The sequence below is a fragment of the Phyllobacterium sophorae genome (assembly GCF_003010965.1).
In the GTDB taxonomy this organism is placed as follows: Bacteria; Pseudomonadota; Alphaproteobacteria; order Rhizobiales; family Rhizobiaceae; genus Phyllobacterium; species Phyllobacterium sophorae.
In genome coordinates this window covers 174,654-200,338 of sequence record NZ_PGGM01000012.1, presented here as the reverse complement: position 1 = coordinate 200,338, position 25,685 = coordinate 174,654, and the positions used below count along the sequence as shown (strand labels likewise).

29 protein-coding genes are annotated in these 25,685 nt (G+C 55.2%); 20 read left to right on the top strand and 9 right to left on the bottom strand.

The features are described 5' to 3' along the window. Positions 1–41 precede the first annotated feature (41 nt). Complete coding sequence (locus tag CU103_RS31555) at positions 42–203, bottom strand: hypothetical protein (protein WP_162707156.1); 162 nt, start codon at positions 201–203, stop codon at positions 42–44. Between the two features lie 134 nt (positions 204–337). Further along, positions 338–463: a hypothetical protein gene (locus CU103_RS32560; protein ID WP_280954620.1), complete on the bottom strand. Its 126-nt coding sequence runs from the start codon at positions 461–463 to the stop codon at positions 338–340. A 118-nt stretch (positions 464–581) separates the two neighbouring features. On the opposite strand from CU103_RS32560, the gene CU103_RS22740 reads away from it, so the two are divergent. The 9 genes from CU103_RS22740 (at position 582) to CU103_RS22695 (ending at position 9,755) form a co-directional block, all read left to right on the top strand. Further along, positions 582–1,301, top strand: a complete 720-nt coding sequence (locus tag CU103_RS22740; protein ID WP_106666346.1) for a response regulator — start codon at positions 582–584, stop codon at positions 1,299–1,301. Continuing rightward, positions 1,298–2,734 carry a sensor histidine kinase gene (locus tag CU103_RS22735; protein ID WP_106666307.1) on the top strand — a complete coding sequence of 479 codons (1,437 nt, stop codon included), beginning with the start codon at positions 1,298–1,300 and terminating at the stop codon, positions 2,732–2,734. The genes CU103_RS22740 and CU103_RS22735 overlap by 4 nt, the downstream gene beginning before the upstream one ends. Before the next feature lie 262 nt (positions 2,735–2,996). After that, the gene (locus CU103_RS22730; RefSeq protein WP_106666306.1) at positions 2,997–3,656 is read left to right on the top strand and encodes an adenylate/guanylate cyclase domain-containing protein; all 660 of its coding nucleotides are present in this window, start codon (positions 2,997–2,999) and stop codon (positions 3,654–3,656) included. A gap of 142 nt (positions 3,657–3,798) precedes the next feature. Further along, positions 3,799–4,389, top strand: a complete 591-nt coding sequence (locus CU103_RS22725) for a dioxygenase family protein (RefSeq protein ID WP_106666305.1) — start codon at positions 3,799–3,801, stop codon at positions 4,387–4,389. 428 nt (positions 4,390–4,817) lie between these two features. Beyond that, positions 4,818–5,423, top strand: coding sequence for a calcium-binding protein (locus CU103_RS22720; RefSeq protein ID WP_106666304.1), 606 nt, complete (start codon positions 4,818–4,820; stop codon positions 5,421–5,423). A gap of 415 nt (positions 5,424–5,838) precedes the next feature. After that, positions 5,839–6,189: a hypothetical protein gene (locus tag CU103_RS22710; RefSeq protein WP_106666302.1), complete on the top strand. Its 351-nt coding sequence runs from the start codon at positions 5,839–5,841 to the stop codon at positions 6,187–6,189. Further along, entirely contained in the window at positions 6,186–6,428 is a 243-nt protein-coding gene (locus tag CU103_RS22705) for a hypothetical protein (protein ID WP_106666301.1), read from the top strand. Before CU103_RS22710 ends, CU103_RS22705 begins: the two co-directional genes overlap by 4 nt. A 252-nt stretch (positions 6,429–6,680) precedes the next feature. Beyond that, the gene (locus CU103_RS22700; RefSeq protein WP_245448950.1) at positions 6,681–8,666 is read left to right on the top strand and encodes a putative bifunctional diguanylate cyclase/phosphodiesterase; all 1,986 of its coding nucleotides are present in this window, start codon (positions 6,681–6,683) and stop codon (positions 8,664–8,666) included. Between the two features lie 288 nt (positions 8,667–8,954). Further along, the gene (locus CU103_RS22695; RefSeq protein WP_162707154.1) at positions 8,955–9,755 is read left to right on the top strand and encodes a class I SAM-dependent methyltransferase; all 801 of its coding nucleotides are present in this window, start codon (positions 8,955–8,957) and stop codon (positions 9,753–9,755) included. Between the two features lie 121 nt (positions 9,756–9,876). Here the strand turns inward: CU103_RS22695 and CU103_RS22690 are convergent, their stop codons facing one another. The 3 genes from CU103_RS22690 to CU103_RS22680 all read right to left on the bottom strand — a co-directional run bounded on the left by CU103_RS22690 (position 9,877) and on the right by CU103_RS22680 (position 13,592). Then, entirely contained in the window at positions 9,877–11,001 is a 1,125-nt protein-coding gene (locus tag CU103_RS22690; protein WP_106666299.1) for an NAD(P)/FAD-dependent oxidoreductase, read from the bottom strand. A gap of 87 nt (positions 11,002–11,088) precedes the next feature. Beyond that, positions 11,089–12,645 carry an amino acid ABC transporter permease/ATP-binding protein gene (locus CU103_RS32555; RefSeq protein ID WP_106666298.1) on the bottom strand — a complete coding sequence of 519 codons (1,557 nt, stop codon included), beginning with the start codon at positions 12,643–12,645 and terminating at the stop codon, positions 11,089–11,091. Positions 12,646–12,749: 104 nt separating this feature from the next. Beyond that, positions 12,750–13,592 carry an ABC transporter substrate-binding protein gene (locus CU103_RS22680; RefSeq protein WP_106666297.1) on the bottom strand — a complete coding sequence of 281 codons (843 nt, stop codon included), beginning with the start codon at positions 13,590–13,592 and terminating at the stop codon, positions 12,750–12,752. 199 nt (positions 13,593–13,791) lie between these two features. Between CU103_RS22680 and CU103_RS22675 the strand changes: the two genes are divergently transcribed. Further along, on the top strand, positions 13,792–14,871 hold the full coding sequence (locus CU103_RS22675) for a LacI family DNA-binding transcriptional regulator (protein ID WP_106666296.1): 1,080 nt from the start codon (positions 13,792–13,794) through the stop codon (positions 14,869–14,871). A 53-nt stretch (positions 14,872–14,924) separates the two neighbouring features. Here the strand turns inward: CU103_RS22675 and CU103_RS22670 are convergent, their stop codons facing one another. Then, the gene (locus CU103_RS22670; protein ID WP_106666295.1) at positions 14,925–15,788 is read right to left on the bottom strand and encodes an alpha/beta fold hydrolase; all 864 of its coding nucleotides are present in this window, start codon (positions 15,786–15,788) and stop codon (positions 14,925–14,927) included. A gap of 265 nt (positions 15,789–16,053) precedes the next feature. On the opposite strand from CU103_RS22670, the gene CU103_RS22665 reads away from it, so the two are divergent. From CU103_RS22665 to CU103_RS22650, 3 genes are all read left to right on the top strand, one after another. Continuing rightward, positions 16,054–17,016 (top strand): site-specific integrase, encoded by a 963-nt coding sequence (locus CU103_RS22665; protein WP_106666294.1) that lies wholly within the window; start codon positions 16,054–16,056, stop codon positions 17,014–17,016. A 510-nt stretch (positions 17,017–17,526) separates the two neighbouring features. Continuing rightward, a complete protein-coding gene (locus CU103_RS22655; protein ID WP_106666292.1) occupies positions 17,527–17,946 on the top strand; it encodes a hypothetical protein in 420 nt (139 codons plus the stop codon). 3 nt (positions 17,947–17,949) lie between these two features. Continuing rightward, on the top strand, positions 17,950–19,185 hold the full coding sequence (locus tag CU103_RS22650; protein WP_106666291.1) for an HlyD family secretion protein: 1,236 nt from the start codon (positions 17,950–17,952) through the stop codon (positions 19,183–19,185). Positions 19,186–19,648: 463 nt separating this feature from the next. Here the strand turns inward: CU103_RS22650 and CU103_RS22645 are convergent, their stop codons facing one another. After that, positions 19,649–19,894, bottom strand: coding sequence for a hypothetical protein (locus CU103_RS22645; protein ID WP_106666290.1), 246 nt, complete (start codon positions 19,892–19,894; stop codon positions 19,649–19,651). A 550-nt stretch (positions 19,895–20,444) separates the two neighbouring features. On the opposite strand from CU103_RS22645, the gene CU103_RS31160 reads away from it, so the two are divergent. Together CU103_RS31160 and CU103_RS22640 are read left to right on the top strand one after the other, a co-directional pair. Beyond that, entirely contained in the window at positions 20,445–20,696 is a 252-nt protein-coding gene (locus CU103_RS31160) for a hypothetical protein (protein WP_146147843.1), read from the top strand. 33 nt (positions 20,697–20,729) lie between these two features. Then, entirely contained in the window at positions 20,730–21,203 is a 474-nt protein-coding gene (locus CU103_RS22640; RefSeq protein WP_146147842.1) for a hypothetical protein, read from the top strand. A 117-nt stretch (positions 21,204–21,320) separates the two neighbouring features. Here the strand turns inward: CU103_RS22640 and CU103_RS31550 are convergent, their stop codons facing one another. After that, the gene (locus tag CU103_RS31550) at positions 21,321–21,491 is read right to left on the bottom strand and encodes a hypothetical protein (protein WP_170117109.1); all 171 of its coding nucleotides are present in this window, start codon (positions 21,489–21,491) and stop codon (positions 21,321–21,323) included. Positions 21,492–21,797: 306 nt separating this feature from the next. Between CU103_RS31550 and CU103_RS22635 the strand changes: the two genes are divergently transcribed. The 5 genes from CU103_RS22635 (at position 21,798) to CU103_RS22615 (ending at position 24,955) form a co-directional block, all read left to right on the top strand. Further along, a complete protein-coding gene (locus CU103_RS22635; protein ID WP_106666288.1) occupies positions 21,798–22,256 on the top strand; it encodes a hypothetical protein in 459 nt (152 codons plus the stop codon). Next, positions 22,249–22,923, top strand: a complete 675-nt coding sequence (locus CU103_RS22630) for an SOS response-associated peptidase (protein WP_106666287.1) — start codon at positions 22,249–22,251, stop codon at positions 22,921–22,923. The genes CU103_RS22635 and CU103_RS22630 overlap by 8 nt, the downstream gene beginning before the upstream one ends. Then, complete coding sequence (locus CU103_RS22625) at positions 22,920–23,105, top strand: hypothetical protein (protein WP_106666286.1); 186 nt, start codon at positions 22,920–22,922, stop codon at positions 23,103–23,105. Before CU103_RS22630 ends, CU103_RS22625 begins: the two co-directional genes overlap by 4 nt. Positions 23,106–23,238: 133 nt before the next feature. After that, entirely contained in the window at positions 23,239–23,535 is a 297-nt protein-coding gene (locus CU103_RS32205; RefSeq protein ID WP_245448949.1) for a hypothetical protein, read from the top strand. A gap of 487 nt (positions 23,536–24,022) precedes the next feature. Next, positions 24,023–24,955 carry a DMT family transporter gene (locus tag CU103_RS22615; RefSeq protein ID WP_106666284.1) on the top strand — a complete coding sequence of 311 codons (933 nt, stop codon included), beginning with the start codon at positions 24,023–24,025 and terminating at the stop codon, positions 24,953–24,955. Between the two features lie 396 nt (positions 24,956–25,351). Here the strand turns inward: CU103_RS22615 and CU103_RS31805 are convergent, their stop codons facing one another. After that, the gene (locus CU103_RS31805; RefSeq protein ID WP_106666283.1) at positions 25,352–25,639 is read right to left on the bottom strand and encodes a helix-turn-helix domain-containing protein; all 288 of its coding nucleotides are present in this window, start codon (positions 25,637–25,639) and stop codon (positions 25,352–25,354) included. Between the last annotated feature and the right edge of the window lie 46 nt (positions 25,640–25,685).

Below are 25,685 nucleotides of genomic sequence, written 5' to 3'. Positions count from 1 at the left end.
CCAGTACAAGGCTCATAGTGAGAGCGTCTGGAACGAGCCCGCTAGCCCGAGTTCTGGCTCGTGTCGGATGGCGATGATTGCTGCGTGTCGGGAATGGGCTTGGTCTGGGTCCCGGCAGAGTTAAGCTTCTGACAGGCAAATGCACCTCCCGCTGACAGGGCAATGCTGATTGTGGCAATGGCTGCGATCAGATATCGGTTCATGACGGCCTCGCTTTGCTGGTTGAAGGTTTCAAACAACGACACGGACAGCCTAAGTGGGGTTTGTCGCACAGTTGTGCCGGCCGGCGTGGAGAGTTGTCGCAAAATATCGCAGGCGCCCGGGACGGGACATTTTGCTACACATCGGCCGCAGCTGCAGTGTCGGTCACGCGGTAAAGACGTCCCGCAGCGATGGCAGTGAGCGCACCAATCGGCTTGTCGTCATGACCATTTTTGCATTTAAAACGGCCGTTTGCCGTCATGACGATCCCTGCAGCTTTTGCGCCGGGGTGACAAACTTTGATACACTTTTGCGGATACCGGAAAAGTCCAGTCAATGGTATTGCACGCGTATACACGAAATCGAGTGGGATGGTTCCGATGCAATCCGTACCCCATATTGCAGTTGTCGACGATCACCGGGATATCCGCGATCTTGTTGGCAAGTACCTTGCCCAACAAGGATACCGCATCAGCGTCGCGGAAAGCGGAGCGGCGTTGAGACGCCTGCTGGAACGCGGCGCGCCGGACCTTATCATTCTGGATATAATGATGCCCGGAGAAGATGGCCTGTCGGTCTGTCGCCAGCTGCGCCGTTCCAGCGAGTTGCCGGTTATTTTCCTGACCGCCATGGCCGATGATACCGATCGCATTCTTGGCTTGGAGCTTGGCGCCGACGACTACCTTATCAAGCCGTTTAATCCACGCGAGCTGCTCGCGCGCATTCGAGCCGTTTTACGACGTGTTAACAGCCTGCCGCCACAGCGCGAGACGCTCAAGGCAAAGACCATCAGTTTCGATCGCTGGAGTCTGGATGTCGGCCGCCGGGAAATCCTGGGAAGCGACGGTGTTGGCGTGCCGCTCAGTACGGCGGAATTTCGCCTTCTCAAGGCTTTTCTCGAACACCCCGGAATGGTCCTCAGCCGCGATCAGCTGTTGGATTTGACCGCGGGTCGCAGTGCCGATGCATTTGATCGAAGCATCGACAATCAGGTCAGCCGCTTGCGCAAGAAGATTGAGAGCGATCCCAAAAATCCTGCGATCATCAAAACGCACTGGGGCGGTGGCTACAGTCTTTGTACAGAGGTTGGGCAGGTATGACACGCTGGTGGAAGCGAAGTCTGGCCGCGCAATTCATTTGCTTCATGCTGCTGGCTCTTGCTGTCTCACAGGCACTCGGGTTCCTGGTTTCATGGGACGAGCGGGGCAAAGCGTTGCAGGCAGCTGCCAAGGGAGAGTTTTTCAGCCGGACCGCATCTCTTGCGACACTGCTTGAAACCATTCCAACAACGTTTCGCAACGATGTCCTTGACGCAAGTGGCACGGCCTACAGCCGGTTCTGGGTCTCTTCACAAGATCCGCTCGACGCAAACGCCTGGCGCCGGGAAGCGTGGGGGCAGTTGTCAAAACCGCTGCCAAACACCAAGGCGCTGAAAATAAAGCCCCCTGCAGGAACGACAACACCTGACATTCCGCTACCGCCTCAGCAGGAACCGTCTCCCTTGCAAGCGGTGGCTGCACAGTCAGATTCGTGGACGAAACTGACGCCCCGTGTCTGGTCGATATCTCAACCGGCAAAATTTCTTTATCTTGGGCATTCAAATGGAATGGGGCTGGCCGTACAGCTGAGCGACGGGACCTGGCTCAACACGGCCTATGCGAAAGCCGTTCCCAATTCCATTTGGAACGTCCAGTCGTTGTTTTCCGTTGGGATCACCGCGATCATTCTCTCGCTCATTGGTGTCATCGTTGCCAGGCAGATAGCAAGTCCAATGCGACGGCTTGCCGTTGCTGCTGAAGCGCTGGGCCGCGGGGAAAATGTTTCGCCGCTGCCAGAATCGGGGCCTGACGACATCCGGCAGACAGCAGAGGCGTTTAATCGCATGCAGTCCCGGCTTCATCGTTTTGTCGATGACCGGACACGAATGCTTGCCGCTATGGGGCATGACCTGCGAACACCCCTTACGTCGCTGCGACTGAGGGCAGAATTCGTCACTGATCCCGACGTGCAACAAAGAATGCTTGCCACCATTGACGAGATGCAGACGATGACCGAAGCGGCCCTGGCATTTGCTCGCGAGGAAGCCACCGTCGAGAACACCCGTGCGATGAACATTTCTGCGCTGGTCGAAAGCATCTGCGACGATTTGGCGGAGCTCGGCCAGGATGTGACGTTCCTCGAAGGGGAAAAAATAGTCTACCGGTGCCGGCCCGATGCACTCAGGCGTGCTTTTCGCAATCTGATCGAGAACGCGGTCCGCTACGGCGACAGGGCACGCGTTAGCGTTAGAAAAAGACAAGGCGGCATCGACGTCATCATCGAAGATGACGGGCCGGGCATACCGGAGGCCGCATTCGAAGAGGTGTTCGCACCGTTTTTCCGGCTTGAACAATCTCGCAACAGGGAAACCGGCGGCGTTGGCCTTGGGTTGTCGATAGCCAGGGCGATCATCCATCACCACGGCGGAGAGATTAAGCTTGTTAACCGCAGCAACGGACTGCGGGTGGAGGTTGCCCTTCCCGCCGCCGGCTGAATTGCCGGAAGCGGGCGCGCTGATCCAGGTGATGCGAGCACAAAACGCACCGTCAAATTCGCGCTTCTGACCAAAGTCGCCGTGTTTGTGCCCGAGCTTAAGGGCAGAAAATGTGTATCGAAATGTGTCAAACCACCGAAGCGTTACCTTTGTACGTAAAAACCGCCACTTCAGACAAAGCTGTGCGACACAACAAGCGCAACATCCAGCTGATCACGGGAAGCGGCAGCGCGTCCGCTGATTCCCAAATGAGGATGTTGAGATGATGCAAATCGACAGTTCAATGAACCACAACGGCTTTGCAGACAGGGGCAACTACCGGGCGGTTTTTCAGCTGGATTATCATGGCGACGTGAAGGAGGTTTTCGCCGCCGTGCTTTTTGCAGATATCAAGGGCTTTACGCGGTTTTGCCAGTCCGTCGACCTGCACACGGCATTTCACACCCTGTCTGCATTTCACCAAAGGATGGCCCGGATCATCTCAAGACATCCAGGAAGCATCACCGCAAATGTTGGCGACGAAGTCATGGCGGCCTGGTGTGGAGAACCATCATCCGTCGCGTTGAAAGCACTTCGATGCGGATTTGCAATGCTGGAATCGATGAAACTGTGGAACAGCGACAATAGCGCAAGGCACAGTCTGGATATTGGCATCGGCATTCACGCCGGCCCGGTCGCGCTGGGCCGTATTGCTGCAACGCGCGACAGCCCAATGAGCGTTTTTGGTGACACGGTCAATGTTGCGAGCCGTCTCGAGCAGATGACGAGAGCGTATTCAACTGACCTGATCGTATCCGATGAACTGGCAAAAACAGTCGCCGCGTACGCACCGTCGGAAGTCGGCCCAGAGCGTTTTCAACCATCGATAACGGCAAACATTCGCGAGCGCGTCGGTTTGCTTGCGATTCGTATCGCTGTGTGATCTTCCGGCAAAGGCCATCCTCATTGCCTTTGTGTGGCAAATGCGGCGTGTGGAACTTGCCACAGTGGTGTATTGTCGGACCTGTTTTGACCCACCGCCGCGCCAAAGAGCCAATGCCGATGATAAGTCCGGGATCAGGAAGATGAAACCAACACGCCGATCGGTCCTTGCAGCATTTCTGGCCGTGCCATCGATCAAGGCTGCAAGTATCTTCGAAGCCAATGCCCTTGGCGCGCAATCCGATCTCGTTTTGACGCCTGCATGCCAGGATGCGGATGAACTGACCCTCTCGCAAACAGAAGGGCCATACTACAAGCCGAGTTCCCCACTCAAACAGGACTTTGCTGCCGACGCACCTGGCGCACAGAGGATAACCCTGGCCGGGTTTGTCCTGGAGACAAATTGCACACCCGTCAACAAGGCACTTGTCGAGCTTTGGCACGCGGATGAGCATGGCTCGTACGACCGTGATGGCTACAGGTTGCGCGGTCATCAATTCACCGATGCGCGCGGCCGTTGGTGGTTTTCGACGATCATTCCATCGCTCTATCCGGGACGCACGCGCCATTATCACGTCAAGGTTCAAAAGCCTGGCGGAGACGTTTTGACAACGCAGCTGTATTTTCCCGGTGAGCCCATGAACCAACGCGATCGCATATTTGATGAGCATCTCCTGCTTCGCATGAGCGACACCACTGATGGAAAATTCGCTCGCTTCGATTTCGTTGTATGACTGCTTTTCCCCGTCGCATGCCGTGGCTTGGTTGGCAACGGCATCTGCGCCTGCACGAGGGCGGGATATACGCGCGTGCAGAATTGCCACCTTCCATCCCTCTGAAATCGCTGACTTTCCGGTAATCGTGGATATATTATGGCACTGCCATCACCAGAGATTGCAGTAGCATAAATATTACTTCAAATTATGAAACAAATTGCTAGAACAATTGCTTTAAGTTGCCAAATAAAGCCGTCTAGTATTACAATTATATATTAAATATTAGCCACCATAATACACGGTTTAATATATTGTTATTATAGGATGCCACATTTATATTATTAACTCACGGTGCTTGCGATTTGCTGCACGCGCAAACGTTAAAGCATCGCTCGTCGGAATGTTCCGGCAGTTTGTAAACTCACACACACAAGAAGGAGCAGCACATGGCTACTCTAGAAGGCGGCGCCTACGACGACGTTTTGTTTGGCTCGCGTTTTGACGATTTCATCCACGCCCAGGGCGGCGACGATGTCGTGTTTGGCGGCAAAGGAGCCGACTCAATATTTGGAGATGACGGCAACGACCTGTTGTCGGGCGAAAAAGGCAGTGATGCGCTTTTCGGCGGCAATGGGGCCGACATTCTCTATGGCGAACAGGGGGCGGATCAACTTGCCGGCGACGCCGGCGATGATGTGCTTCTTGGTGGTGCCGGCAAGGACACCCTTTCGGGTGGTGCCGGTGAGGACACGCTTCTTGGCGGCGCCGGTAACGATACCCTCTCCGGCGGCGCGGGTGATGATGTGTTTGTGTTCAATGGCGGTGGCGGCAGCGATGTCGTGCTTGATTTTACTCCTGGTGAGGACATCCTCCAAATCTCCAGTGGTATCAATGGGCAGGATATCCAGTCGCCTGACGACCTTGCCGGCCGCGTTACCCAGGTCGGCAATGATACGGTCGTCGACCTTGGTCACGGCGATTCCGTGACGCTTGTGAACACAAGCTCGGACGATGTCCAGGCCCACCCGGACAATTACTTTACCGTCCATTAATTCAAAAGACCGTGTGCCCGGCCATCGTGCCGGGCACATTTTTTCATCGCTACCATGGTGTATGCGCAAATCTGATCGCGCTGATGCAGCGTTTGATATGTCCTGACCAACGCTGGAAGGTCACCAGGTTTTTGCCAGCCAGCATCCCGCCGCAAGAGCATGTGTTGAAGCGTCCGCACTGCGGTGCCCTGTGGTGGCACACCGCGGCGAGGCGTCCTTGCTGCAAACACCAATCTGTCAAAGCGCTGATTGACGCTTGCGGCAATGGATTTGGCTTGCGAGCAAAGTAACCCAACACCCATCGCCGAAGGTCATCCATTGTGGCTGGTGTTGAAGCGATGACCAGTTTGGCAAGAAGGGTCTTGCCCGGAGCATGGAAACAGAGGACACTCAAATGGCACACTTGGAGTTCCACATGTCCGATTCACCAGACACCGCGGCGTATTGGGAGGCCCTCAACACTTTTGTCCGCCACTATCACATTGGACCGGATGAGCGCGGCCTATACCACTTTGATGCCGATATATCGTTTCGCAGCTTAAGGGACGTGGACCAACGTACGAGGGTCTATATCAGCCTTGATCATAATGCCGTTTCGCCTTTGCGTTTTGCCGAGCACGGCGAACTCAATCCAGTCTATGTTCACACGGAATTTCGACCCGGGAACAATGCGGTGAAATTCGACAATCAGGAATTGCAAATCACGGGCACCTCACCAAAGCTTGGCCGGTTTACCGTGCGCATAACCCCACTGGAAACGCCATGACATTCATCCCGGCGCCCACCCTCAGTGAAGACGATCAGGGCCGATTTGAAGAGTGTCAGAAGGCGATCGAGGATGGTTTGTTGGAATTGCTCGGCACAGCGAGCGATGCGGGCTGGCGAAATTCCGAGATTATCGCGGCGATGATTGCGGTGGCCGAGAACACACAATTGGCACACGATCACGTCGTTGGGCCTTCGATCGCCCCATATTTGAAAAAGCTCATGAAGAGGCGCGATTAAGTCATTTATTACCGGCTGTGACCTTTGCTTGCGCATACCAATGCAATGCACGTGCTCTCGCTGGCACACCCCGGTGTCATTGCCGACCGCTCCCGTTCCTCAGCAAAGAAGCCGGACCATCTTACGGCCCATCCGTCCTCGTTAACCTTGCCGTCCAAAACACCAAGGGACATTTTGAGCAGACCACAAAAGTTACCAATAATTTCCCTTAAGGAGGCTAAGCTCGTTTCGGCAAATAATGCGGTCCAATGAATGATGAGCCACGATCCACCACCGACGACGACAATGGCCCTGCAACATCTGATCCTTGCCGACCAGCTCATGGCCGTGCGCCGGAGCATGTTCATTTCCATTCCCGTGAGCATTATTCTTGGCCTCATCAGTTTGCTTGTTGCCATTCATTACGGGTTGGGACTTGCGGGGCTGTTGTGGTTTTTCACATCAAGCCTCGTCAACGCAGCCCGAATGGTTCTTTGTCGGGCTCCCATCAGGCTGATCAATCCCGATGACGGCGTTGAACCAAAGAATTTGGATCCGGCATCTGTCAGACACCATCTCTTTTTGCAATCGGCGATGGCAGCAATATCGGGTGTCGTTTGGTCCTTCATCGCAGTTTTGTGCGAGGGCTACACTGCTCCGCAGACGGTTTTCTACCTCACGGTCCTGTGCGGGATTACAGCCGGCGCAATCACGGCGGGGTTTGCTTATGCGCTCATGCCGATTCTTTATATTGTCCCCGTGCTTTCGTCAGTTGCAGGATGCCTTGTCTACGCGGGAGGGTTTGAACGCTACTGCCTGGCCGCAACCATCGTGCTTTACCTTGTTGCCCTGATCCGGGGAGCAAGAGAAAGTGAGATTCTATTCCGGCAATCCAGCAGGCTCAAGAATGAGGCCACTGCTATGGCAGAATCCCTGAAGACTGCCAAGGATCAGGCCACACAAGCGGCGGCCGAAATGGGGCATCGCGCTGCTCATGACGCGCTGACAGGACTTTTCAATCGGGGTGGCTTGATGCACGCGGTTGCTTCTTTGCCAGCGCCCGGCACGGGGCTGACGCTCATGCTGCTTGATCTGGACGGTTTCAAATTGATCAACGATGCTTTCGGTCACAAGGCCGGCGATAAGGTCCTTGTTGAAGTCGGCAGACGCCTGCGTCAAAACCTTCCAGGCGATGTCCTCGTGGCGCGTTGGGGCGGAGATGAGTTTGCTGTTGTGTTCGACTGCGCCCTTGGCGGGGAAGCAATTTCAACTGCGGCGACGACGTTGATTGCTGTGATGTCTATCCCGTTTGCCACCTTCGATGCCGGCCGTATTGGTGTCAGCATCGGCGTTTGTGCGTCCGAAGAACGCGACATCGACGAGTTATTGGTGCGCGCGGACGCTGCTCTTTATCGGGCCAAATCACAGGGTCGCAATCAGTTCTACGTCTTTGACGCCGACTTGTGCAGTCACCTCGAGATGAGGCGCGACATTGAGCGGGATCTCGTCAAAGCGCTGAGCAATAATTCCGTGGAGGTCTGGTTTCAGCCTATTTTGGGTGACGCAGGACGCAAGCTTACCGACTTGGAGGCGCTTGTACGCTGGAACCACCCCAGACATGGCTGGATCCCCTCAACCGATTTGATGGCGGTTTCATCGTTATGCGGGCTTGCAGAGCCGCTATTCCGATACATTCTGAAGGATGTATGCGCCATGATGCAAACGTTACAGGCAATGAACCTCAGTCATTTGAGAGTAGCGATGAACATGTCTCCGCGCGAAATGGCGCAAATTGCCGTGGATGATTTGATCATCGCAAACCTGCGTCGACTTCAGTTACCAGCTCCCATGCTCGAGATTGAGATCACCGAGGAAACGGCCAAGGATATCCGATCGGTGCAAAGCAAACTGACAGCCTTGACCCATGAGGGGGTGCGCATTGCACTTGACGATTTTGGTGTTGGCTATTCATCCATGTCGTCGCTTCGGCAGTTGCATGTCGATCGGATCAAAATCGATCGATCTTTCGTTTATGGCATTGCCGGTTCGGCGGACGATCGCAACGTGGTGCAATCAATCCTGAGCCTCGGGATGTCCCTGGGAATAGAGGTCGTCGCAGAGGGTGTCGAGACAAAAGCGGATCTGCAAACGTTGCGAGAACTCGGCTGTGTGAGCATGCAGGGGTATTATTTTGCAAGGCCGATGCCGCAGCATGAAACAGTAGACTGGATCAAGCGATGCCGATCGCTTGTGCAATAAAATTCCCCCGAGGTCCCTCGGCACCCCCAAAACATGCTGCTGAGGAGGGGCCGGTCGTCAAACATCATGCGCGAGCATCGGTTTGATTGCGTTCCATTTCGGCCGTCGCTGGCATTTATCGACTGCGAACCAGCATGGCCAGGACAGCCGCGAACGGCCACGCGGTGGATCTGCCGGAATCGATCGTGTCCGTCACGTCTCGTGGGGGCGGTAAATATCGCAATCACTCTGGCGTGTCCTGATTGAGCCTGGCGTGCTATGCTTTCAGCCATAGTTGGAGGAATCCTGATGGCTGAACCAGAACGCTGGCAGGTCTCAACGGACGCCGCCGAAGTCTACGAGTCCTGCTTCGTACCGGCGATCTTTGGTGCTTGGGCAGGCCCGGTTGCTGACGCCGCCGCAATCACCACGGGCAACAAAGTTCTCGATGTTGGCTGCGGGACAGGCGTGCTCGCGCGCGAGGCTCTCAGGCGGGTTGGACAAAAAGGTCAGGTCGTTGGCCTTGATCTCAATGAGGGAATGCTCGCGGTCGCGGCGCGCGCTGAGCCCAAGATACAATGGCGACAGGGCGATGCGGCATCTCTTCCCTTTGACGATGCGAGTTTTGACGTCGTGGTCAGCCAATTCGCGCTCATGTATTTTCCGGACCGCGTGGCATCGCTGAGCCAGATGTGGCGCACTCTTGCGCCAGGCGGGCGCCTTGCGGTCGCTGTTTGGGCATCTCTCGATCGCGCCCGCGGTTATCGGATACTGGTGAATATCACAGCCGGGCGAAACGGACATGAGGCAGCAGATGTGCTGGCAGCGCCCTTCGTCCTTGGCGATCAAGCCGGGCTTGCCAAACTATTTGCCGACAGCGGCATTTCGGCGGCCAGCGTTACACTTCATGAAGGTTCGGTGCGGTTCGCGTCGGTCAAGGAATTCATTCGCATAGAAGTAAAAGGCTCGCCTCTGGCTGACATGCTCAGCGACGATGATATGGAAAGTCTTGCCAGACAATGCGAACGTGCACTTGCAGAGTTTGTCGAGCCGTCAGGCGAAATTATCATGCCGCTTGACGCGTACATCGTAACCGCCAGCAAAGGCTAGAGCGCGGAACACCGCTGTGTGCGCACAGGCGCGTTCAGCCCTCGCGCAATATCCCGCTTGAACCGGGAATGCGCCCCGAGCACACGTTCGCCAACACCTTCTGATTGATGATCGCGCCGCCCTAGCCAAAACGCTCGGGACGAAACGCCGCCAGGAGCGGATGTGGCCGCTTGGTCGCAATTTCACCTGCCAGCAGCTCACCAGCGATCAGGCCCAGCGTCGCACCGCTATGACTGAATGCGATGTAATAACCTGCAATATCCCTGAGCTGGCCAAAGACAGGCTCGCCATCTCCTGGTATCGGCTTGGGTCCGGTGCCATAGCTTTCAAGCTCCAGTTTGGGATGACCCTCAAGCACACGCGACGCTTCATCGAGAAGGCCTTGCACCGTTGTGTCCTTCACCTCGTAACTGCCGTCCGGACGCGCGATCACTTCCTCTTCTGACCAGGCAGAATCGAGTGCGAGTGCGCCTGTGGGCGTTGGCCTGATCGCAACACGCGGGGTATTGAGCACAGCCCGCAGGGTAACGTCGACGGGGCGGGTGCGAACAAGCAGCGCGATGGGTGTGGCATCTGGAATGTGCTGTCCTTTTGCGGCAGTCATTGCCGGGACATCTGCTCCCGTGGCCACCAGGACAGCGTCAGCATCGAACTTACCGCCGCTCGTCGTGACAACACCGGTGGCGCGCGCGCCGACGGTCGTGACCGCAGCGCGTCCGGCGTCGGTGACAAGCTGACCACCGCGCTCCAGGAATTCACCGAGCAAAACGTTGATCAAGGACGGAAGATCAACCCAGCCTTCGCCTGGGTTAAAGATAGCTCCTTGAGCTGTCACTGATCGCGGGTCGACCCCCGGGGTGACGGCTGCAACATCAGCGGCCGACAGAAATTGCGCATCGTAGCCAATGCTCTGTTCGTAGGCGAAAACCTCAGCAATCTCATTGTGATCGTCATTTGCATCCCATGTGAGCCCGCCGTCAAAGCGCAGCCACGAAGCGTTGGGATACCTGGCCGCCAGCGTGCGATAGCGATCTATGCCGACCATGCGCAGGCGGTGATAGTCAGCTGACCGTTTGCGTGAAGAATTAAGCCATGCAAGCGAGCGTCCGGATGCGCCATTTCCAACAGGTCCATCGTTAATGAGGATGGTTGGGACGCCGAGGCGTTGAAGGTGAGCAGCGGCGGATACCCCGAAGATGCCGGCGCCCACGACGATGACTTTGCTAGCCACAGAAGATGATGTCATGCGTGTTTTTCTCTCATTTTGGCGGTGGGATGTTGATTGCGGGCAGGCGCCGTTCGCGTGAAGACAACAAAGCGCCTGCAAGGTTTGTCAAAGCACCTCGGCGAGAAAGCGTTTTAACCGTGGGCTCTGCGGCGCGTCGAAGATCGCCGTCGGTGTGCCGACCTCAACAACGCGTCCCTCATCCATGAAGACGACCTGATCAGCGACTTTTCGGGCGAAACCCATTTCATGGGTGACAATGACCATGGTCATACCACGCTGGCCAAGATCTGCCATGAGATCGAGAACGCCCTTCACGAGTTCGGGATCGAGCGCGCTCGTGACCTCATCGAACAAAATGACCTCAGGATCCATCGCAAGTGCGCGGGCTATTGCCACGCGCTGCTGCTGGCCACCGGAGAGGCGTGCTGGTCGATGATGCATTCGGGCAGCCAGCCCGACATCGGCAAGGCGATCCTCGGCGACACGTTCTGCTTCGCGTTTGGCCATGCCCTTGATCTTGGTGAGAGCCAGCATGACGTTTTCAAGCGCTGTATGGTCTGGAAACAAGTTGAAATGCTGAAACACCATGCCGACACGTCTGCGCAGTTTTTCCGGCTTCATCGTTAGAATGCTCTCGCCGTCAAGCAGGACATCACCTGCTTTTGGCTCGACAAGCCGATTGAGGCACTTGAGCAAGGTTGACTTTCCCGAGCCAGACGGCCCGATGACACATGTCACCGTGCCGGCATTGACATTCAGACTGACACCCTTGAGCACATCAAGGTCGCCGTAGGCCATGTCGAGATCACTGATAGCGAGACTGCCGCCCTTGAAACGCAAGCTGCCGGCGGCAATCCCCTTTTGCAGCGACGGTTTGGCGTCGATGGCTGGGACACGATGGACTGCACTTTCCAGTTCACTCACTTCGACAAGGCCGCTGGTGACGGTGGCGCCCTTGTGCTTGCCGGTTCTCAGACTATTGTCGATGTAATTGACCAGATGGGTCAGGGGGACGGTAATGATCAGATAGAAGACCCCCGCCAGAAGCAGTGGTGACAAATTGCCCGTCACAACGGCCTGGTCTTGCCCGACGCGGAAGATCTCACGTTCTGAGGCGAGCAATCCGAGGAAATAGACCAGGCTGGAGTCCTTGACGTTGCCGATGAACTGGTTGACGAGCGCTGGCAACACCCGCCGTATGCCCTGTGGTATCACGATCAGCCGCATGCCCTGCCCATAGCTCATACTCAGCGCGCGGCAGGCCTCCATCTGCCCACGTTCGACACTTTGTATGCCGGCGCGAAAAATCTCTCCGATATAGGCGCCCGCGATCAGGCTAAGGGCGAGAATGCCGAGCGGAAAAGGTGAAGGGCCAAAGAAATCCCGGCCGATGCGGGCGAAACCCTGACCAATGAGAAGAATCGTGACAATGGCCGGCAGGCCTCGAAAGATATCGGTGTAGACGCGGGCCGGAATTCGCAGCCAGAGCGATTGCGAAATGCCCATGACCGCCAATATCATGCCGATGACGACCCCAAGGACAGTCGACGCGGCCGCAAGGATCAAGGTATTCTTCAATCCGACGGTGATCATATTTGGCAGCACCGCCGCCATCGCGTCCCAGTCCAGGAAGCTGCGACGCAGGTTTTCAAGCCAGTTCATTGCATTCCCCTTGGTGTTTCACGCGCACGGGACGCTTTGTGCCGCAGTCAGTCATGGGCGTTCGTCCTGGCCGCCCGCCCGATGACCGGCGGCCGAGGCAATGACTACTTCTTGGGAAGATACTGATCCGGCATGGGCGAGCCGGGAAACCATTTTTCGTACAAGGTTTTCCAGGTACCGTCTTCCATTGCTGCATGCAAAGCGGAGTTCAGCGCCTCACGGAAGGCATCATTGCCCTTGCGGATGACAAACCCTGCCGGGGCGTCGAAAGAGGGAATGTTGACGGCAATCTTCAAATCCGGATAGCGTTCGCCATATTGCTTGGCAGCCTCGTAATCGAGGAAATGTGCATCAACAGTTCCGTTGTTGAGCGCCGAAACGGCAGAGTTGTTGTCGGGGAACCTGACCAGATCTGTCTCTTTGAAGTTCTTGTCGGCATAGATTTCCTGCAGTGTACCTTGCACTACACCCAGGCGCTTGCCTTTCAGACCATCTGCCGAAGTCATTGTCTTGTCGGCTGTCAGAACCGAGAGATAGCCGGCAAGATAGCCATCGGAAAAGTCGACCGTCTTTTTGCGCGCTTCCGTTGTACCTATTGCAGCGACCGCTGCGTCGAAACGCTGATTTGCAACCGACGGCATGAGCGCTGAGAACTCTTGCCCCGTGAAAATGACCTGATCCTTCTTAAATCCGAGACGGCTTGCAACATTGAGGAAGAATTCGATATCAAATCCGGTAAATTCACCCTCCGCCGTCGTGAAGGTATAAGGCTTTGCATCACCCATCGTGCCAACGCTGATCACCTTGGGATCGATAAGGCCATAAGGATTGTCTCCAGCAGCCGAAGCACCAGAGACCATATAAAATCCGGCAATAACAAATAGGAGCGTGATGGCCCCCGCCCGGATCGACGACACTGATGACTTGAAAACGCCACTCGCACGCATTGCTCTTTCTCCTCTGACAATCTGTTCCATGAAGGCTGTGGCAAACTTGTCCCTGGGCGGCGGGGATGACGCCGTCAAAGAAGTGTTCGCCTTGATACTTGTTTAAGAGACCGGTCTCTTTTATAATGAGACCGGTCTCAATAGCGATTTGTATATTCACATTGACGTTCAGTCAACAACTCTTGTAGTCGTTCAACACATGAACAATTCAACACCAATGATCCGCTCAGTGACCGTGGCCGATGTCGCCCGCGAGGCAAGGGTCTCGAAGGCGACGGCCGCACGCGTTTTGGGCGGCTACGGCGTGGTCAGTGACAAGGTGCGCCAAGATGTTCTGGCAGCCGCCAAAGCGCTCGATTACCGTCCGAACGAACTTGCAAGAAGCATGACCACCGGCAAATCGGGTATTATCGGGGTGGTTGTCGGTGACATAGAGAACTCATTCTTCAGCTTTGCCGTGCGCGGCATCAGCGACACAGCGCGTGCTGCCGGCTTCAATGTCATTCTCACCAACTCCGGTGAGCAGATCGAAGCGGAAAAAGCAGCTGTGCGGGTGTTGATTGGCAAGCGCGTGGACGGGTTGATCGTGACGCCATCGGAGTCGCGCGACGTTTCGCACCTGCGTGACATTCACCGTTCGGGCAGACCACTGGCTCTGCTGGACCGGGCATTGCCCGATCTCGATGTCGATACGGTGACGGTCGATGATCGCAATGCCGCCATGCGGGCAACGAAGATTTTGACGGATATCGGGCACCGCACTATTGCTTACGTTACGGCGGTGGATTTCGCCGGGCACGCATATCGCGGCCTTGAACAGATTTATACGTCATCCGTGCGCGAGCGTATCGAAGGCTTTCTTGCTGTGTGCCGGGAGGCGGGCATAGTAACGCCTGAACGGTTTGTCCGCTTCGGCGCCACGAGACCGGAGGCGACGCGAGCGATCACCGACACACTCTTGTCGGCACCTGACCGGCCAACGGCAATTCTCGCGTCCGACAGTTTGATAGCAATTGAGATCTTCAAGCTCATTCGCCAACGAGGACTGCGCGTCCCGGAAGATATATCGCTGATAACTTTCCACGATGCGGACTGGACAAGTGTGACAAGCCCACCGATTACCGTGGTTGACCAACCGGCCTATCTGTTAGGCAAGGCCGTGACTGAACTCCTGATCCGGCGGCTGAAGGGAGAAATTCGACCTTCGCAAAGAGTTGTTATTCCCACGTCAATCATCGAGCGCGGCTCGGTTGGGGCCCCCTCAGGGCAGAAGACTTGACAAGGCGGAGCGAGCCGACACCGTTCACAACACGTTTCGCCCCGCAAAAGCCCTCATTCAAACATCCCTTTCGGCGTCTCGTTTTTCAAAAAAGGTTCGATGAACGAATACAGTAGATCGGGTTGGTTGATCACTGCGGTGTGCGACGTCGCCGGCAGGACGGCAAAGCGTGAGGCCGGCAGCGGCTTGCCCATATCACCCATGACGCCGCCGCCAAGCAACCGGAACATGGCCACTGAATGTTGGAGTGTCGCCACATCCGCGTCCCCGCTGATGATCAGCACTGGGGCCTTGAGCGCCCTGACATCGGCTTCCCACGCCATGGGCTCGTGTTCAAGCGCGATCAGCTTCTTGACGAGGGCGGGAAACCCGTTGGGGTCGGCGGCGAGCTTGCGATACGCCTGTGCAAAGGGCATGCCGACAAACATCTCGACCGACATCTGCGGGATAAAGGCCTTGAACTCCGGCTGCCAGCCTTCAGCATCGTAAGCGACGGAAGCAGCAATCAACCTGTTTACTTTTTCCGGGTGGCGAATGGCCAGTTGCAGGCCGGCCGCCGCCCCCATGGAGTAACCGAAGACGTCGGCTTTTTTCAGATCAACGGCGTTCATGAAAGCGGCAACGTCATCGGCCAGGTTGGGATAGGTGATCGGCCGGTCTATGTCGGTGGTGCGGCCGTGGCCCTGCAGCTCAAGCGCGTAGACCTTGTGGGTCCTGGCAAGCCTGGGGATGATCGCACCCATGGAGGGAATGTTCATGTAGGCGCCGTGTAGCACGACGAGCGGATCGCCCTCGCCTGAGACCTCGTAATACATCTGCATCCCATTGACCTCAACCCGGTTGCCCGCGGGTTCGGGTTCGGCGACCGCAGCGCCGGCCACAAGCATCGCCGCGGCAATCAGAACGGTTCGCAACATCGATACACCTCCTCGTAATCTTGCGCGGCCATGCCGGCGCCGATTAAAAGACGAACGGCGTTTCCACAATCCGACATGACTCGAACGAGTTTTTTTCAGCCGATACCGCATTGGGCGCGTCGCGATTTAGGCCCTGCCCCATGGCTGGGGCCCACGAGCGGGTCGTTCCCCAAGAGATTGCATTAACAGGACTGGCAATCGGCGTTGCCGTGGCAATCTTGACAGCGACGCTCTTCTTAAGGGATTTCCCACAAGGCAATTGTGCATGGTGGTCTGCACAATATTCACCTCACAATTGAGCATTCTTGCGGTGCCGGGCGCGGTCGAAAGAGCAAAAACATCTGGTGTCACTCTCGACGATGTCATTGACCGCTATATCAGGGAATCGACCAAAGATTTCGGCAAGACCAAAAAGCAGGTTCTCGCCTCTGTCAGAACTTACGACATAGCAAAGTTAACGTGCGAACAGATCGACAGTGCCGCCATTGTCGAGTTCGCACAGCTGCTCTTGAAGTATTGTCTTCCCCAGACAGTCGGAAACTACATTTCGCATCTGGCGTCGGTTTTTGCCATCGCACGCCCGGCATGGAATTACCCGCTCAGCCAACAGGCAATGAAGGACGCGCAAGCGGTCACGAACCGACTGGGTGTCACGAGCAAGAGCCAGGCACGGTCCCGCCGCCCTACCCTTGGAGAACTCGACAAGTTCATGGAACATTTCGACCTCCGGACAAAGCGCAGGCCGGATTCTGCTCCGATGACGAAGATCATAGCCTTCGCAATCTTCTCGACCCGCCGGCTCGAAGAGATCACGCGGATTGCCTGGTCGGATTTGGATGAGGAAGGAAAACGCATTCTCGTGCGCGATATGAAGAACCCAGGCGAAAAGATCGGCAACCATGTCTGGTGCGACCTTCCTGCGGAGGCACTGCAAGTGATCCAGACCATGGATCGCGGCAGTACGGAGATATTCCCATATAGCCCCGATGCGATCAGCGCATCGTTCACGCGCGCAGGGCCATTGTTAGGAATTGAGGATCTGCACTTCCATGATTTGCGGCACGAGGGCGTTTCCCGGCTGTTCGAAATGGGATTGAACATTCCGCATGCAGCTGCAGTGTCCGGACATCGTTCGTGGACCAGCTTGAAGCGTTACACCCACCTGCGGCAGACAGGCGACAAGTACGCGAATTGGAAGTGGCTAAAAAAGATGACGTCCCCGGGTTAAGTTCCGGCGTGGCAGGCCGATAGTCCGCGCCATCCCTTTTCTTACTATCCGTTCCATGGTCACAACTGCCAGCGTCTGACGGATGCCTTGATAAGCCGGCCGCCAACGATATGCCATACTCTGCACAGATCGATATGACGCGGGCTCCCGTCGTCGTTACTCCTCAACCTCCAGAGGAAACCGATCACGTAGCTTTGCGAAAATGGGCTCGCCGTCGGCGCCTATGCAATCGGCCGGCACCTCGACCATTTCAGTGCGTAGGCTATTTTCCAAAGGTGGATTGCCGAAGTTTGTGCGGTAGCAGACGGCCTCCCAAACACCATCCTCCGAGAGCGTATATCCGAACCACATTCTCACGCCTTTACTCATTTCAATCTCGACCTCTCGACGAAGGGATGCCGTGTTAGTTACTGTTACGTACTTTCCTCTAATGCCGACGAGATGCATATTCGTGTGCAAGGAGTGATCCTGAAACTTAGTCGCGGCATGCATTCCGGGAGAATACGCGACATGGCTGACACTTTACATCCGGCAGCGATTGAGCACTTACCGGTCTTCATCACTGCTCCCGGCCAAAGCGATTGGCTGTTCACCGTGGTCGCCGTGGTCCTTTTGGCCGCCGTTCTTATGATTGGTAATCTCTACTTTCAAATCCATGCTCTTCCCGAACGAATGGCGCATCGCGGCAAAAAAGTGCAAATGGAGATTGTGGCCGTCCTGGCGCTGATCTCCCTGTTTACCCACAACCATATCTTTTGGATCGCCGGCCTGTTGTTGGCGCTGATTGATCTGCCGGATTTTTCGACGCCAATGGGTTCAATTGCACAGTCGCTGGAGAAACTGTCGGGGCGCGATACCGCCGAAGAGGCAACAGTCGCACCCGAGCCCGAGCCTGAGCCGAAAATCAAGATTGTGCGTGAGAGTGTCTAGATTATGTTGGAGCTGCTTCTCTGTTCAATGCTCACGATCTTTCCCGATTATCTCTTCCGCCGCTACGCGCAAGGCAAGCGTCTCGGTCGGGAGATCACGCTTTACACCGTGTGGTACGAGCTACGCTGGGGTATCACCGCATGCTTGCTGCTGACCGTTGCGTTGATCACCCTGATTTTCTACTATCATCCGTCGACGAAGAATGTCACCGCGGTATTCCGTACCGTGACGATCCTTCCGGAAACCACCGGCCGCGTTGCCGAAGTGTTTGTTGGCGTTGGCGTCAATGCGAAGGTTCAAGCCGGAGACCCTCTATTCCGACTCGACAGCTCCGAACAGGAGGCAGCGCGGGAGACGGCGCAACGCCGCATAGCTGAGATCGTCGCCGAGACGACGGTGGCGCAGACAGAACTGGCCGCGGCGGACGGTCTCATTCAGCAGGCGCAGGGCGCATACCAGCAAGCTTTGGACGAGTTGGCGACGAGGCAAGAGCTTCTGCGGCGCAAGGCGGACGTTTCGGTCCGCGAGGTTGAGCGCTTGCAAGTCGTCGCGGACGGCCGGAAAGGTGCGCTTGATGCCTCTGTTGCAAACAAGCGGACGATCGAGACAAAGCTGGAATCGCTCCTGCCTGCTCAGAAGGCGAGTGCAGAGGCAGCGCTCGCGCAGGCACAAGTCGAGCTGGATAAGACCCTGGTTCGGGCCGGCGTCGCTGGAACCGTCCAGCAGTTCACGCTTCGGCCCGGCGACGTGGTCAACACGATGATCCGGCCCGCAGGGATCCTCGTTCCCGAAGAAGCCGGACGGGTAGCCCTAATTGCCGGTTTTGGTCAGGTCGGGGCGCAGGTGATGAAAAAGGGGATGATTGCCGAGGCCACGTGCATCGGCAAGCCATTTACGATCATTCCCATGGTCGTCACTGAAGTACAGGATGTTATCGCCGCTGGACAATTGCGGCCGACAGACCAGCTTGTCGATGTAAGACAGATTGCGCAGGGGGGAACGCTCACCGTGTTCCTCGAGCCGCTCTATTCGGGGCAGCAGGCAGGCCTACCGCCGGGCAGTAGTTGCATTGCAAACGCGTATACCAACAACCACGATGCGCTCGCGGCGAAAGACATCAGCACGTCACGTTGGCTCTTCCTGCACGTCGTGGATGCGGTAGCGATCGTGCATGCGATGATTCTTCGAATTCAGGCGCTGATGCTGCCCGTCCAGACTCTGGTGTTGGGTGGGCACTAAGCGGTCTTGTGAACAATCAGCGCAACATCGCAGGGGAATAGAGGAAAAGCCAATAGTGGTGCTGAGCGCACGAGGTTTCCAAAACTGCCCGAGCTAGGCGACCAACGGAAATCAAGGGGCGAACCAACGCGACCACCTTTTTGCAACGTGCTCGTCCCGGTTAGCGTTCCCGCGTGACATCAACGTGTTCCAACTAACAATGAGAAATTGGAACGTTTTTACACTTGCCCCACCCCTTCCGTCTCCTTAGTAGATAGAATCAGGCCGACATCCCTTGAGCCGCAAAGCGAGCATTTAAGCTTAGGCACCAAATCGTCATGCATGGTGCCGTGACCCCGGCCAAGTTGGAGGGCAAGGGCTTCCAGATCCAGTTTCACGCAATGATGGCATGAGCAGCAATAGGCGCGCAGATTGTGTGCGTTGTCGATCAACGCACCAACTGTATTGAGGGAAATGGACATGGCTACATCTGTGCCGGACGCCAGACAATCCGCTTCTTGTTGACCCGGTCACGGTCATCTTCAAAGGCGACGGCTTCGCAATCGACCACATCGCATTCTTTGCAGCGAAACCTCAAACTCTCAAAGGTTCGGCCGTGGCCATTTACATTGGCCAGATCGCTGGCGACGAAGAAGCCAACCTTCTCGCATCTCCGGCACGTCACCCGCACCAGCATGCCTTGGCGAGCCGCCTGCCCTAGTGTCTGCATAGTTCTTGTCATGCGAACAGAATGAGAACATATTCCCAGAGCGTCAAGAATAAATTCACCTCGGACACGCTTGCGGACGATGATCCTCCGCCAGCGAAGTGGCTATTTTCGGAACGGACCTTTTTCGCACCAAGAACGCCGGGAAGATTTAAGCCACGGTCCGCTTGTGAAACCATCGGAAAATGGCAAAGCCAGCGGCCATAACGAAGAATGTCATGAATGCATTAAACGCGACTAACCCGTCATCGTGAATGCCAAGCAACTCTTGTTTGTATCGAGTGAGCGGTATTCGTATCAAGGCGATCACCAGGGCCATCAGGACGGCCCATTTAAAACTGACGTTGCGACAGGCCCGATATGACGAGAACAGCGACACCTAAAAGCGACAGGACCGAAAACACGCTTACCGGTCCGAGTGTTAACTCATTCCAAATAAGATTAAGCCTGTCCATCCATCACCTTCAGGTTGTGACTCTCAGATAGCAGAGACGAGTAAACGCGCTATGAACGATGCGCTGTTGAAACAGTCGTTTAAGATTTTAGAAAACCTGTGAACAGCTTCTTAGCTGGCGGCGGCTATTCTGCTCCAATGGACTCAGGCGATTGGAAACTTTTGAAAAAAATATTGATAGCAATCCCGATTATTATCGTCGGGATAATAGTGCTGGCAATCTTCGCCTTTCTTGGTGCCATTTTTGGGGAACCTACCAGCCCAAGTGGAAAATATGGATTTGTCGGTAGTCCACATATAGCGCCATACTCAGTGGTCGATGTGCAAACCTATGAACAGCGTCTTAGCTGATGGCGGTTATTGCGCTCCAATGGACAAACAAGATTGGGCATTACTCAAAGGGTTGTTGAAGGTCATCGCTGTAATCGTGGGGATCGTCTTGCTAGCGTTAATCTACCTTCTTGGCGCTACAGTGTACCGGTGACCGGAGCTTCAAACGTGGGAAAATACTTTACCGATGATCAGGTGAACGAGTTTCTGAGAATTCACCTCGAACGATATCCCGACGCAATTGAGCGGATGCATTTTGTTATGCGGCATCCGTATCGAAACAACGACGAGCGAACGTCCCAAAATATTCGCGAGGTCAATTCCACTGCTAAATCGCTTGAGTTTTATCACGACTATGCAAGAAACCTGCCGGAAGAATACATCAAACGCGTCGCCGATCCGTACTATTACGCTTTCTTCCACATACATCGGGACGTCGTAACCCGGGTCGCCGCGATACTCGGCCCGATAGGTACTTACGAGATCGAGGAGTTCGATCCATCAAACCCTTTGCATTGGGTGGAATGAAGCAGTGGCTAGCTAAATTGGCCGTTATCGAGCGGGGGGGCAGCTCCAATATTCCCATAACGTCAAGGGCAACGATGCCTCAGGCTCCTTTTGGTGAATGACGAAAAGAGGTCTGTCCTATTTGCTGAACCAGGCAACGGATATATCGAGAACTGCAAGCAAGAACACACCGCCAATTACCAAGGTCGCTTGAAGCATGATATGTGCGATGGTCATCAGCCGCATTTTCATATCAAGGTCATTTTCGTATTTTTCGAACCAATCCTCATTACTCCAGATATTAGACAATGCGCCTCCAATCCACGATCACCGAAAACAGAAGAAGGGAGATGAAATGCCACCCGGGATGAGAGTAGTTGATAAAAAAGCCACTCAGGGCGCCGGCAAGAAAGCCACCGGACAAATGAAACTGCGCGTTAAAATGACTCCGACTATAAGATAGACCGCAGAGACGATGAGCATCTTTTTCCAACATTTCATCGTCTCCTGCTCAAGCATATCCGCCCTCCACTCAGATAGGTCTCGCCTTTAAGACGAGGATTGAATTACTGTTATTTCAAGTGCAACCTTTACAATAGATCATCGGCCTTCAATATGAACCAATCCAAAAACTTGACCCTCATGTTCATAGGTCGTGTAGCGTTCTTCCTGATCGGTCTTGCCGCAGCATCAATGATTGCAAGCATGGCGCTGCTTGCAGCTATCTCCGGGTACAATATTGGCGAAATGCCCGCCGCTGGTTTCATTTTGACTCTATTTGCGGAGTTCATCGCAGCGATTTCATTTTTGCCTGCCGCGTTCGTCACCGCAGTCTGTTCCAAGCAAAAGAAAAAGACACCAACGGCGTTCATGATTGTGGGGGCACTGGTGGGCGCTGCCGGAGCATCTACGTTGCTCATTGGTAGCGAACTGTGGGCCCCGACGAGTTTTGCCTCCCTCGTAGCAGCAGGAGGCGTTTCTGCGTTCGTTTTTTGGATCATTGTGTTTCGTATTGGCGATCATTTTCTCGCTGCTAAGCCAAACTTTTACAAGTTAGAGGACAGAAATGTGTAACCTCTATAACGCCACCACGACTTTTGAAGCGATGCGGCAGCTCTTCCTGCCTATCAATGACCTCACCAACCGCCTGACGCCACAGATGGATGTCTTTCCGGATTATCATGCTCCGATCGGGAGGAAGAACGCCGATGGCGAACGTGAGCTTGCGTTAGCACGATGGGGCATGCCGACACCGCCACAATATCTCAAAGGCACGGTCGATGGCGGCATTACCAATATTCGAAATCCAAAGTCTGCGCACTGGTCGCCATGGATTGGACCTGCCAACCGATGCGTTGTGCCGGCGACCAGTTTTGCCGAGTATGGGCGCGATCCAGATCTTGTGACCAAGAAAAAACCGCTCTACTGGTTTGCCCTCAACGAGGAAAAGCCCCTGTTCTGGTTCGCCGGCATCTGGACACCCTGGTACGGGACTCGCAAAAAGAAGGAGGGACCCGTCCAGGCGGATATCTTCGCGTTCCTGACGACCTTTGCGAATGCCGTGGTCAAGCCGATCCACCATCAGGCCATGCCTGTCATTCTACGGACGGCGGGAGAAATCGACGTTTGGATGAATGCGCCGGCCGAAGAGGCGCTGGAGTTGCAAAGGCCCCTGCCCGACGACGACCTGATCATTTTGCCACAACCGAAGGCCGAGGAAGAGGAGCCCCTTCTCATATGAGCTCAAAGGACGACAACGAGCAGTTTAAGGTGAAGGCGAAATGGGCCGATCTTTCGCCCCGACCTCGGGTCGTCTATGGCACGCGTCTTTTTGGCATCGGCAAGATTTGCGTCGCCATCGCTATCCTGATCATGTTGGCACTTGCCTTCCACTTAGATCCCATCTTGTCGAAGCCATTCTGATATCTGAAGCGCCCAAGCCCACCTATCCTGAACATATGGAGAAAGCTCCAGCCGGGCTGTTTGAGCATTACTGCATGCATCCCTACTGCAGGGCGTGGGGCGCGTTCGGCTTTGAAAAGCGGTACGGCCAGGAATGGTACTGCAGCGAGCACAAGACGGATGGCGAGAACTAAAGGCGTTTGTGGTCGATATAGATGTCGGCTTCTCGCGCAGCTTCAATAAAGGCGCTTCGCGCCTTCGTGCAGGTAATTCGTCCCGCCAGGGCGTCACGGCACGCCTGGCGCGCCTCAATCAGCTTTTTGGCCAATACATGACGAGCCATTCGGCCGCTTCCGCCACCGAGCATATGTTTCGTTTGTTTCCGGGTACTCCGGTCAATATCGTCACATATGGAATGGTAAATCACGCATGCTTAGAAACGCTGATTTAAGCGGGGCAGTTCCGGGCAATTTTGCTCCGCATGCGTGAGCGAAGTCGCCGCCAGCATGATCCATGCGGCGACCCAGAGGACAGCAGTGATTTTCATTATCCGACCTTGAAGGCACGCTGGCAGCAAGGAGATCCATCGTCCCGACATCTTCAGGGCGCAGGGCAAATAATCAAGCAGGACGCGGTCGCAACTCAGCGCGCTAGAAACGCACCGGCCCAAACGGACCAGTGCGCTTGATCGGTTGCGAAGGTACGTTTCGGACGGTCCCTCCAAAGAAGCCGGTTCGATCCCCCTCCAAACTAGATGCCTTTAGTATCAGTAAGTTTGCAGCATAATTCCTAACTGCTACCCTGAACCGCCACTGCAATACGAGATTGATCAATGAGATTTCCACAAAGCTTGTCACAAACGGGATTGTTTGCAGCGCTAGGCGCGGCAGCACTGTTTGGTGCTAGCAAAACTACTGCTTACATCTGTTAATCCGTGGATGCTTGCCGCCCTTTTATATTTGGGTTCGGGCGTTGGCCTTACGATCTATCGTTTTGTCAATCAATCTCCCGCCGCCGCGCTCTCTCGCGCCGAATTGCCATGGTTTGTCGGCGCTGTGATATCCGGGGGAGTGATAGGCCCGGTTCTTCTGATGTTTGGGCTAACCGGCATGCCTGCTTCGGGCGCTTCGCTACTGTTGAATGCCGAAGGCGTATTTACCGCACTTCTCGCGTGGTTCGTTTTCAAAGAAAATTTTGACCGTCGGATCGCTTTCGGGATGGTAGCAATTGTTGCGGGAGCAATGATCCTCAGTTGGCCCGGCGAAGCGAAGTTCGCCGGATTGTGGCCTGCTTTGGCGGTCCTCGGTGCGTGCCTGGCTTGGGGCATTGATAACAATCTCACGCGTAAAGTCTCGTTATCAGATGCTACGTGGATCGCATCCGTTAAGGGGCTTGTGGCAGGTTGCGTTAATCTCGCACTTGCAATGCTTGTTGGTGCAGTATTGCCCGCGGTATTGAACACAGCCGGAGCAATGGTGGTTGGGCTTTTGGCCTATGGCGTAAGTCTTGCGCTGTTCGTGATCGGACTGAGGCATCTTGGGACTGCGCGCACGGGCGCGTACTTCTCGATTGCCCCGTTCATCGGTGCAATTCTTGCTGTTGCCATGGGGGAGCCGGTGACCTTGCCCCTGCTATGCGCAGGCGTTTTGATGGCGGTGGGGATATGGCTGCATCTTACCGAGCAGCACGATCATTCGCACGCGCATATGCCCATTGAGCATGACCACGAACACGTCCACGACGTACACCATCAGCACAGCCATGATTTCCCTGTGATGCCGGGTGTGAAGCATCGCCATAAACACAAGCATGAGCCAATCACTCATTCGCACGCCCACTTTCCCGACGCACATCACCAGCATGATCATTGAATCCCACAAGGAAAAGCGCACAAGACCAGCTTGAGCGCTTTGTTCGGTAGCGAAGGTCAATGGGCATAATGTGAGCAATACCCCATCGGCCTTATTTTTGCATGTTCAGAAACGCGCAAGGACCAACTGCAGTCCCGGCGGAAACCGGCCTGCAGACAGCGAAGGAAAACCACCGCCGCCCTGACCACTAGCCGATCGTTTTTTTCCGAAAAACAGCAAGTTTAGAACTATTTCTTCAACCTAAGTGGCTACTATCAAGGAGATCTGAAAAGGAATAATATTCGGCAGCTGATTATCTCACCCCGGGATTCAGCCGAGGCCCAGCGCCTCTCTCCAAACCCCCAGCGTTGGGCCTCACCCTCAACTTGTTTCGGCGGTTCTCGCACGTCATCAGGGTCAAGCGGTCAGGGCGGCCATCAGCCTGAAATGTCCGCTGGCAGACAAACTATTGACGCTACACAACATCAGTTTTTTAATCATTTTGTCGCTGGACCTTAATGGCGAACCCGCGCTTGCGAGAAGGTTTCGCCGGGACACCTCGAAAGGTAAATTAGTTTCAACTACGCATGTCTGGCCGCTTTCAATATTGGCAATAAAAGGCTGATGCCTTCCGAGAGTTTTGGCTACTTGAGTCTTTGACAGACCTTTTGCACGGCGTTGCACGAAGAACGGCGGGTCTGTCATTGCTATTATTCCTCTTTCTTTAAATCATTAGATCCGATCATCAGTG

Coding starts and splice junctions, on each gene's coding strand:
- CU103_RS22645 (WP_106666290.1), bottom strand. CDS start 19,894: ATGCAGACACTAGGGCAGGCGGCTCGCCAAGGCATGCTGGTGCGGGTG.
- CU103_RS22700 (WP_245448950.1), top strand. CDS start 6,681: ATGATGAGCCACGATCCACCACCGACGACGACAATGGCCCTGCAACAT.
- CU103_RS22740 (WP_106666346.1), top strand. CDS start 582: ATGCAATCCGTACCCCATATTGCAGTTGTCGACGATCACCGGGATATC.
- CU103_RS22690 (WP_106666299.1), bottom strand. CDS start 11,001: ATGACATCATCTTCTGTGGCTAGCAAAGTCATCGTCGTGGGCGCCGGC.
- CU103_RS22675 (WP_106666296.1), top strand. CDS start 13,792: ATGAACAATTCAACACCAATGATCCGCTCAGTGACCGTGGCCGATGTC.
- CU103_RS31805 (WP_106666283.1), bottom strand. CDS start 25,639: ATGACAGACCCGCCGTTCTTCGTGCAACGCCGTGCAAAAGGTCTGTCA.
- CU103_RS22710 (WP_106666302.1), top strand. CDS start 5,839: ATGTCCGATTCACCAGACACCGCGGCGTATTGGGAGGCCCTCAACACT.
- CU103_RS32205 (WP_245448949.1), top strand. CDS start 23,239: ATGGTACTGCAGCGAGCACAAGACGGATGGCGAGAACTAAAGGCGTTT.
- CU103_RS32555 (WP_106666298.1), bottom strand. CDS start 12,645: ATGAACTGGCTTGAAAACCTGCGTCGCAGCTTCCTGGACTGGGACGCG.
- CU103_RS22630 (WP_106666287.1), top strand. CDS start 22,249: ATGTGTAACCTCTATAACGCCACCACGACTTTTGAAGCGATGCGGCAG.
- CU103_RS22730 (WP_106666306.1), top strand. CDS start 2,997: ATGATGCAAATCGACAGTTCAATGAACCACAACGGCTTTGCAGACAGG.
- CU103_RS32560 (WP_280954620.1), bottom strand. CDS start 463: ATGACGGCAAACGGCCGTTTTAAATGCAAAAATGGTCATGACGACAAG.
- CU103_RS22705 (WP_106666301.1), top strand. CDS start 6,186: ATGACATTCATCCCGGCGCCCACCCTCAGTGAAGACGATCAGGGCCGA.
- CU103_RS22635 (WP_106666288.1), top strand. CDS start 21,798: ATGAACCAATCCAAAAACTTGACCCTCATGTTCATAGGTCGTGTAGCG.
- CU103_RS22670 (WP_106666295.1), bottom strand. CDS start 15,788: ATGTTGCGAACCGTTCTGATTGCCGCGGCGATGCTTGTGGCCGGCGCT.
- CU103_RS22615 (WP_106666284.1), top strand. CDS start 24,023: ATGCTTGCCGCCCTTTTATATTTGGGTTCGGGCGTTGGCCTTACGATC.
- CU103_RS22720 (WP_106666304.1), top strand. CDS start 4,818: ATGGCTACTCTAGAAGGCGGCGCCTACGACGACGTTTTGTTTGGCTCG.
- CU103_RS22655 (WP_106666292.1), top strand. CDS start 17,527: ATGGCTGACACTTTACATCCGGCAGCGATTGAGCACTTACCGGTCTTC.
- CU103_RS22735 (WP_106666307.1), top strand. CDS start 1,298: ATGACACGCTGGTGGAAGCGAAGTCTGGCCGCGCAATTCATTTGCTTC.
- CU103_RS22725 (WP_106666305.1), top strand. CDS start 3,799: ATGAAACCAACACGCCGATCGGTCCTTGCAGCATTTCTGGCCGTGCCA.
- CU103_RS31555 (WP_162707156.1), bottom strand. CDS start 203: ATGAACCGATATCTGATCGCAGCCATTGCCACAATCAGCATTGCCCTG.
- CU103_RS22625 (WP_106666286.1), top strand. CDS start 22,920: ATGAGCTCAAAGGACGACAACGAGCAGTTTAAGGTGAAGGCGAAATGG.
- CU103_RS22680 (WP_106666297.1), bottom strand. CDS start 13,592: ATGCGTGCGAGTGGCGTTTTCAAGTCATCAGTGTCGTCGATCCGGGCG.
- CU103_RS22665 (WP_106666294.1), top strand. CDS start 16,054: ATGGTGGTCTGCACAATATTCACCTCACAATTGAGCATTCTTGCGGTG.
- CU103_RS22650 (WP_106666291.1), top strand. CDS start 17,950: ATGTTGGAGCTGCTTCTCTGTTCAATGCTCACGATCTTTCCCGATTAT.
- CU103_RS22695 (WP_162707154.1), top strand. CDS start 8,955: ATGGCTGAACCAGAACGCTGGCAGGTCTCAACGGACGCCGCCGAAGTC.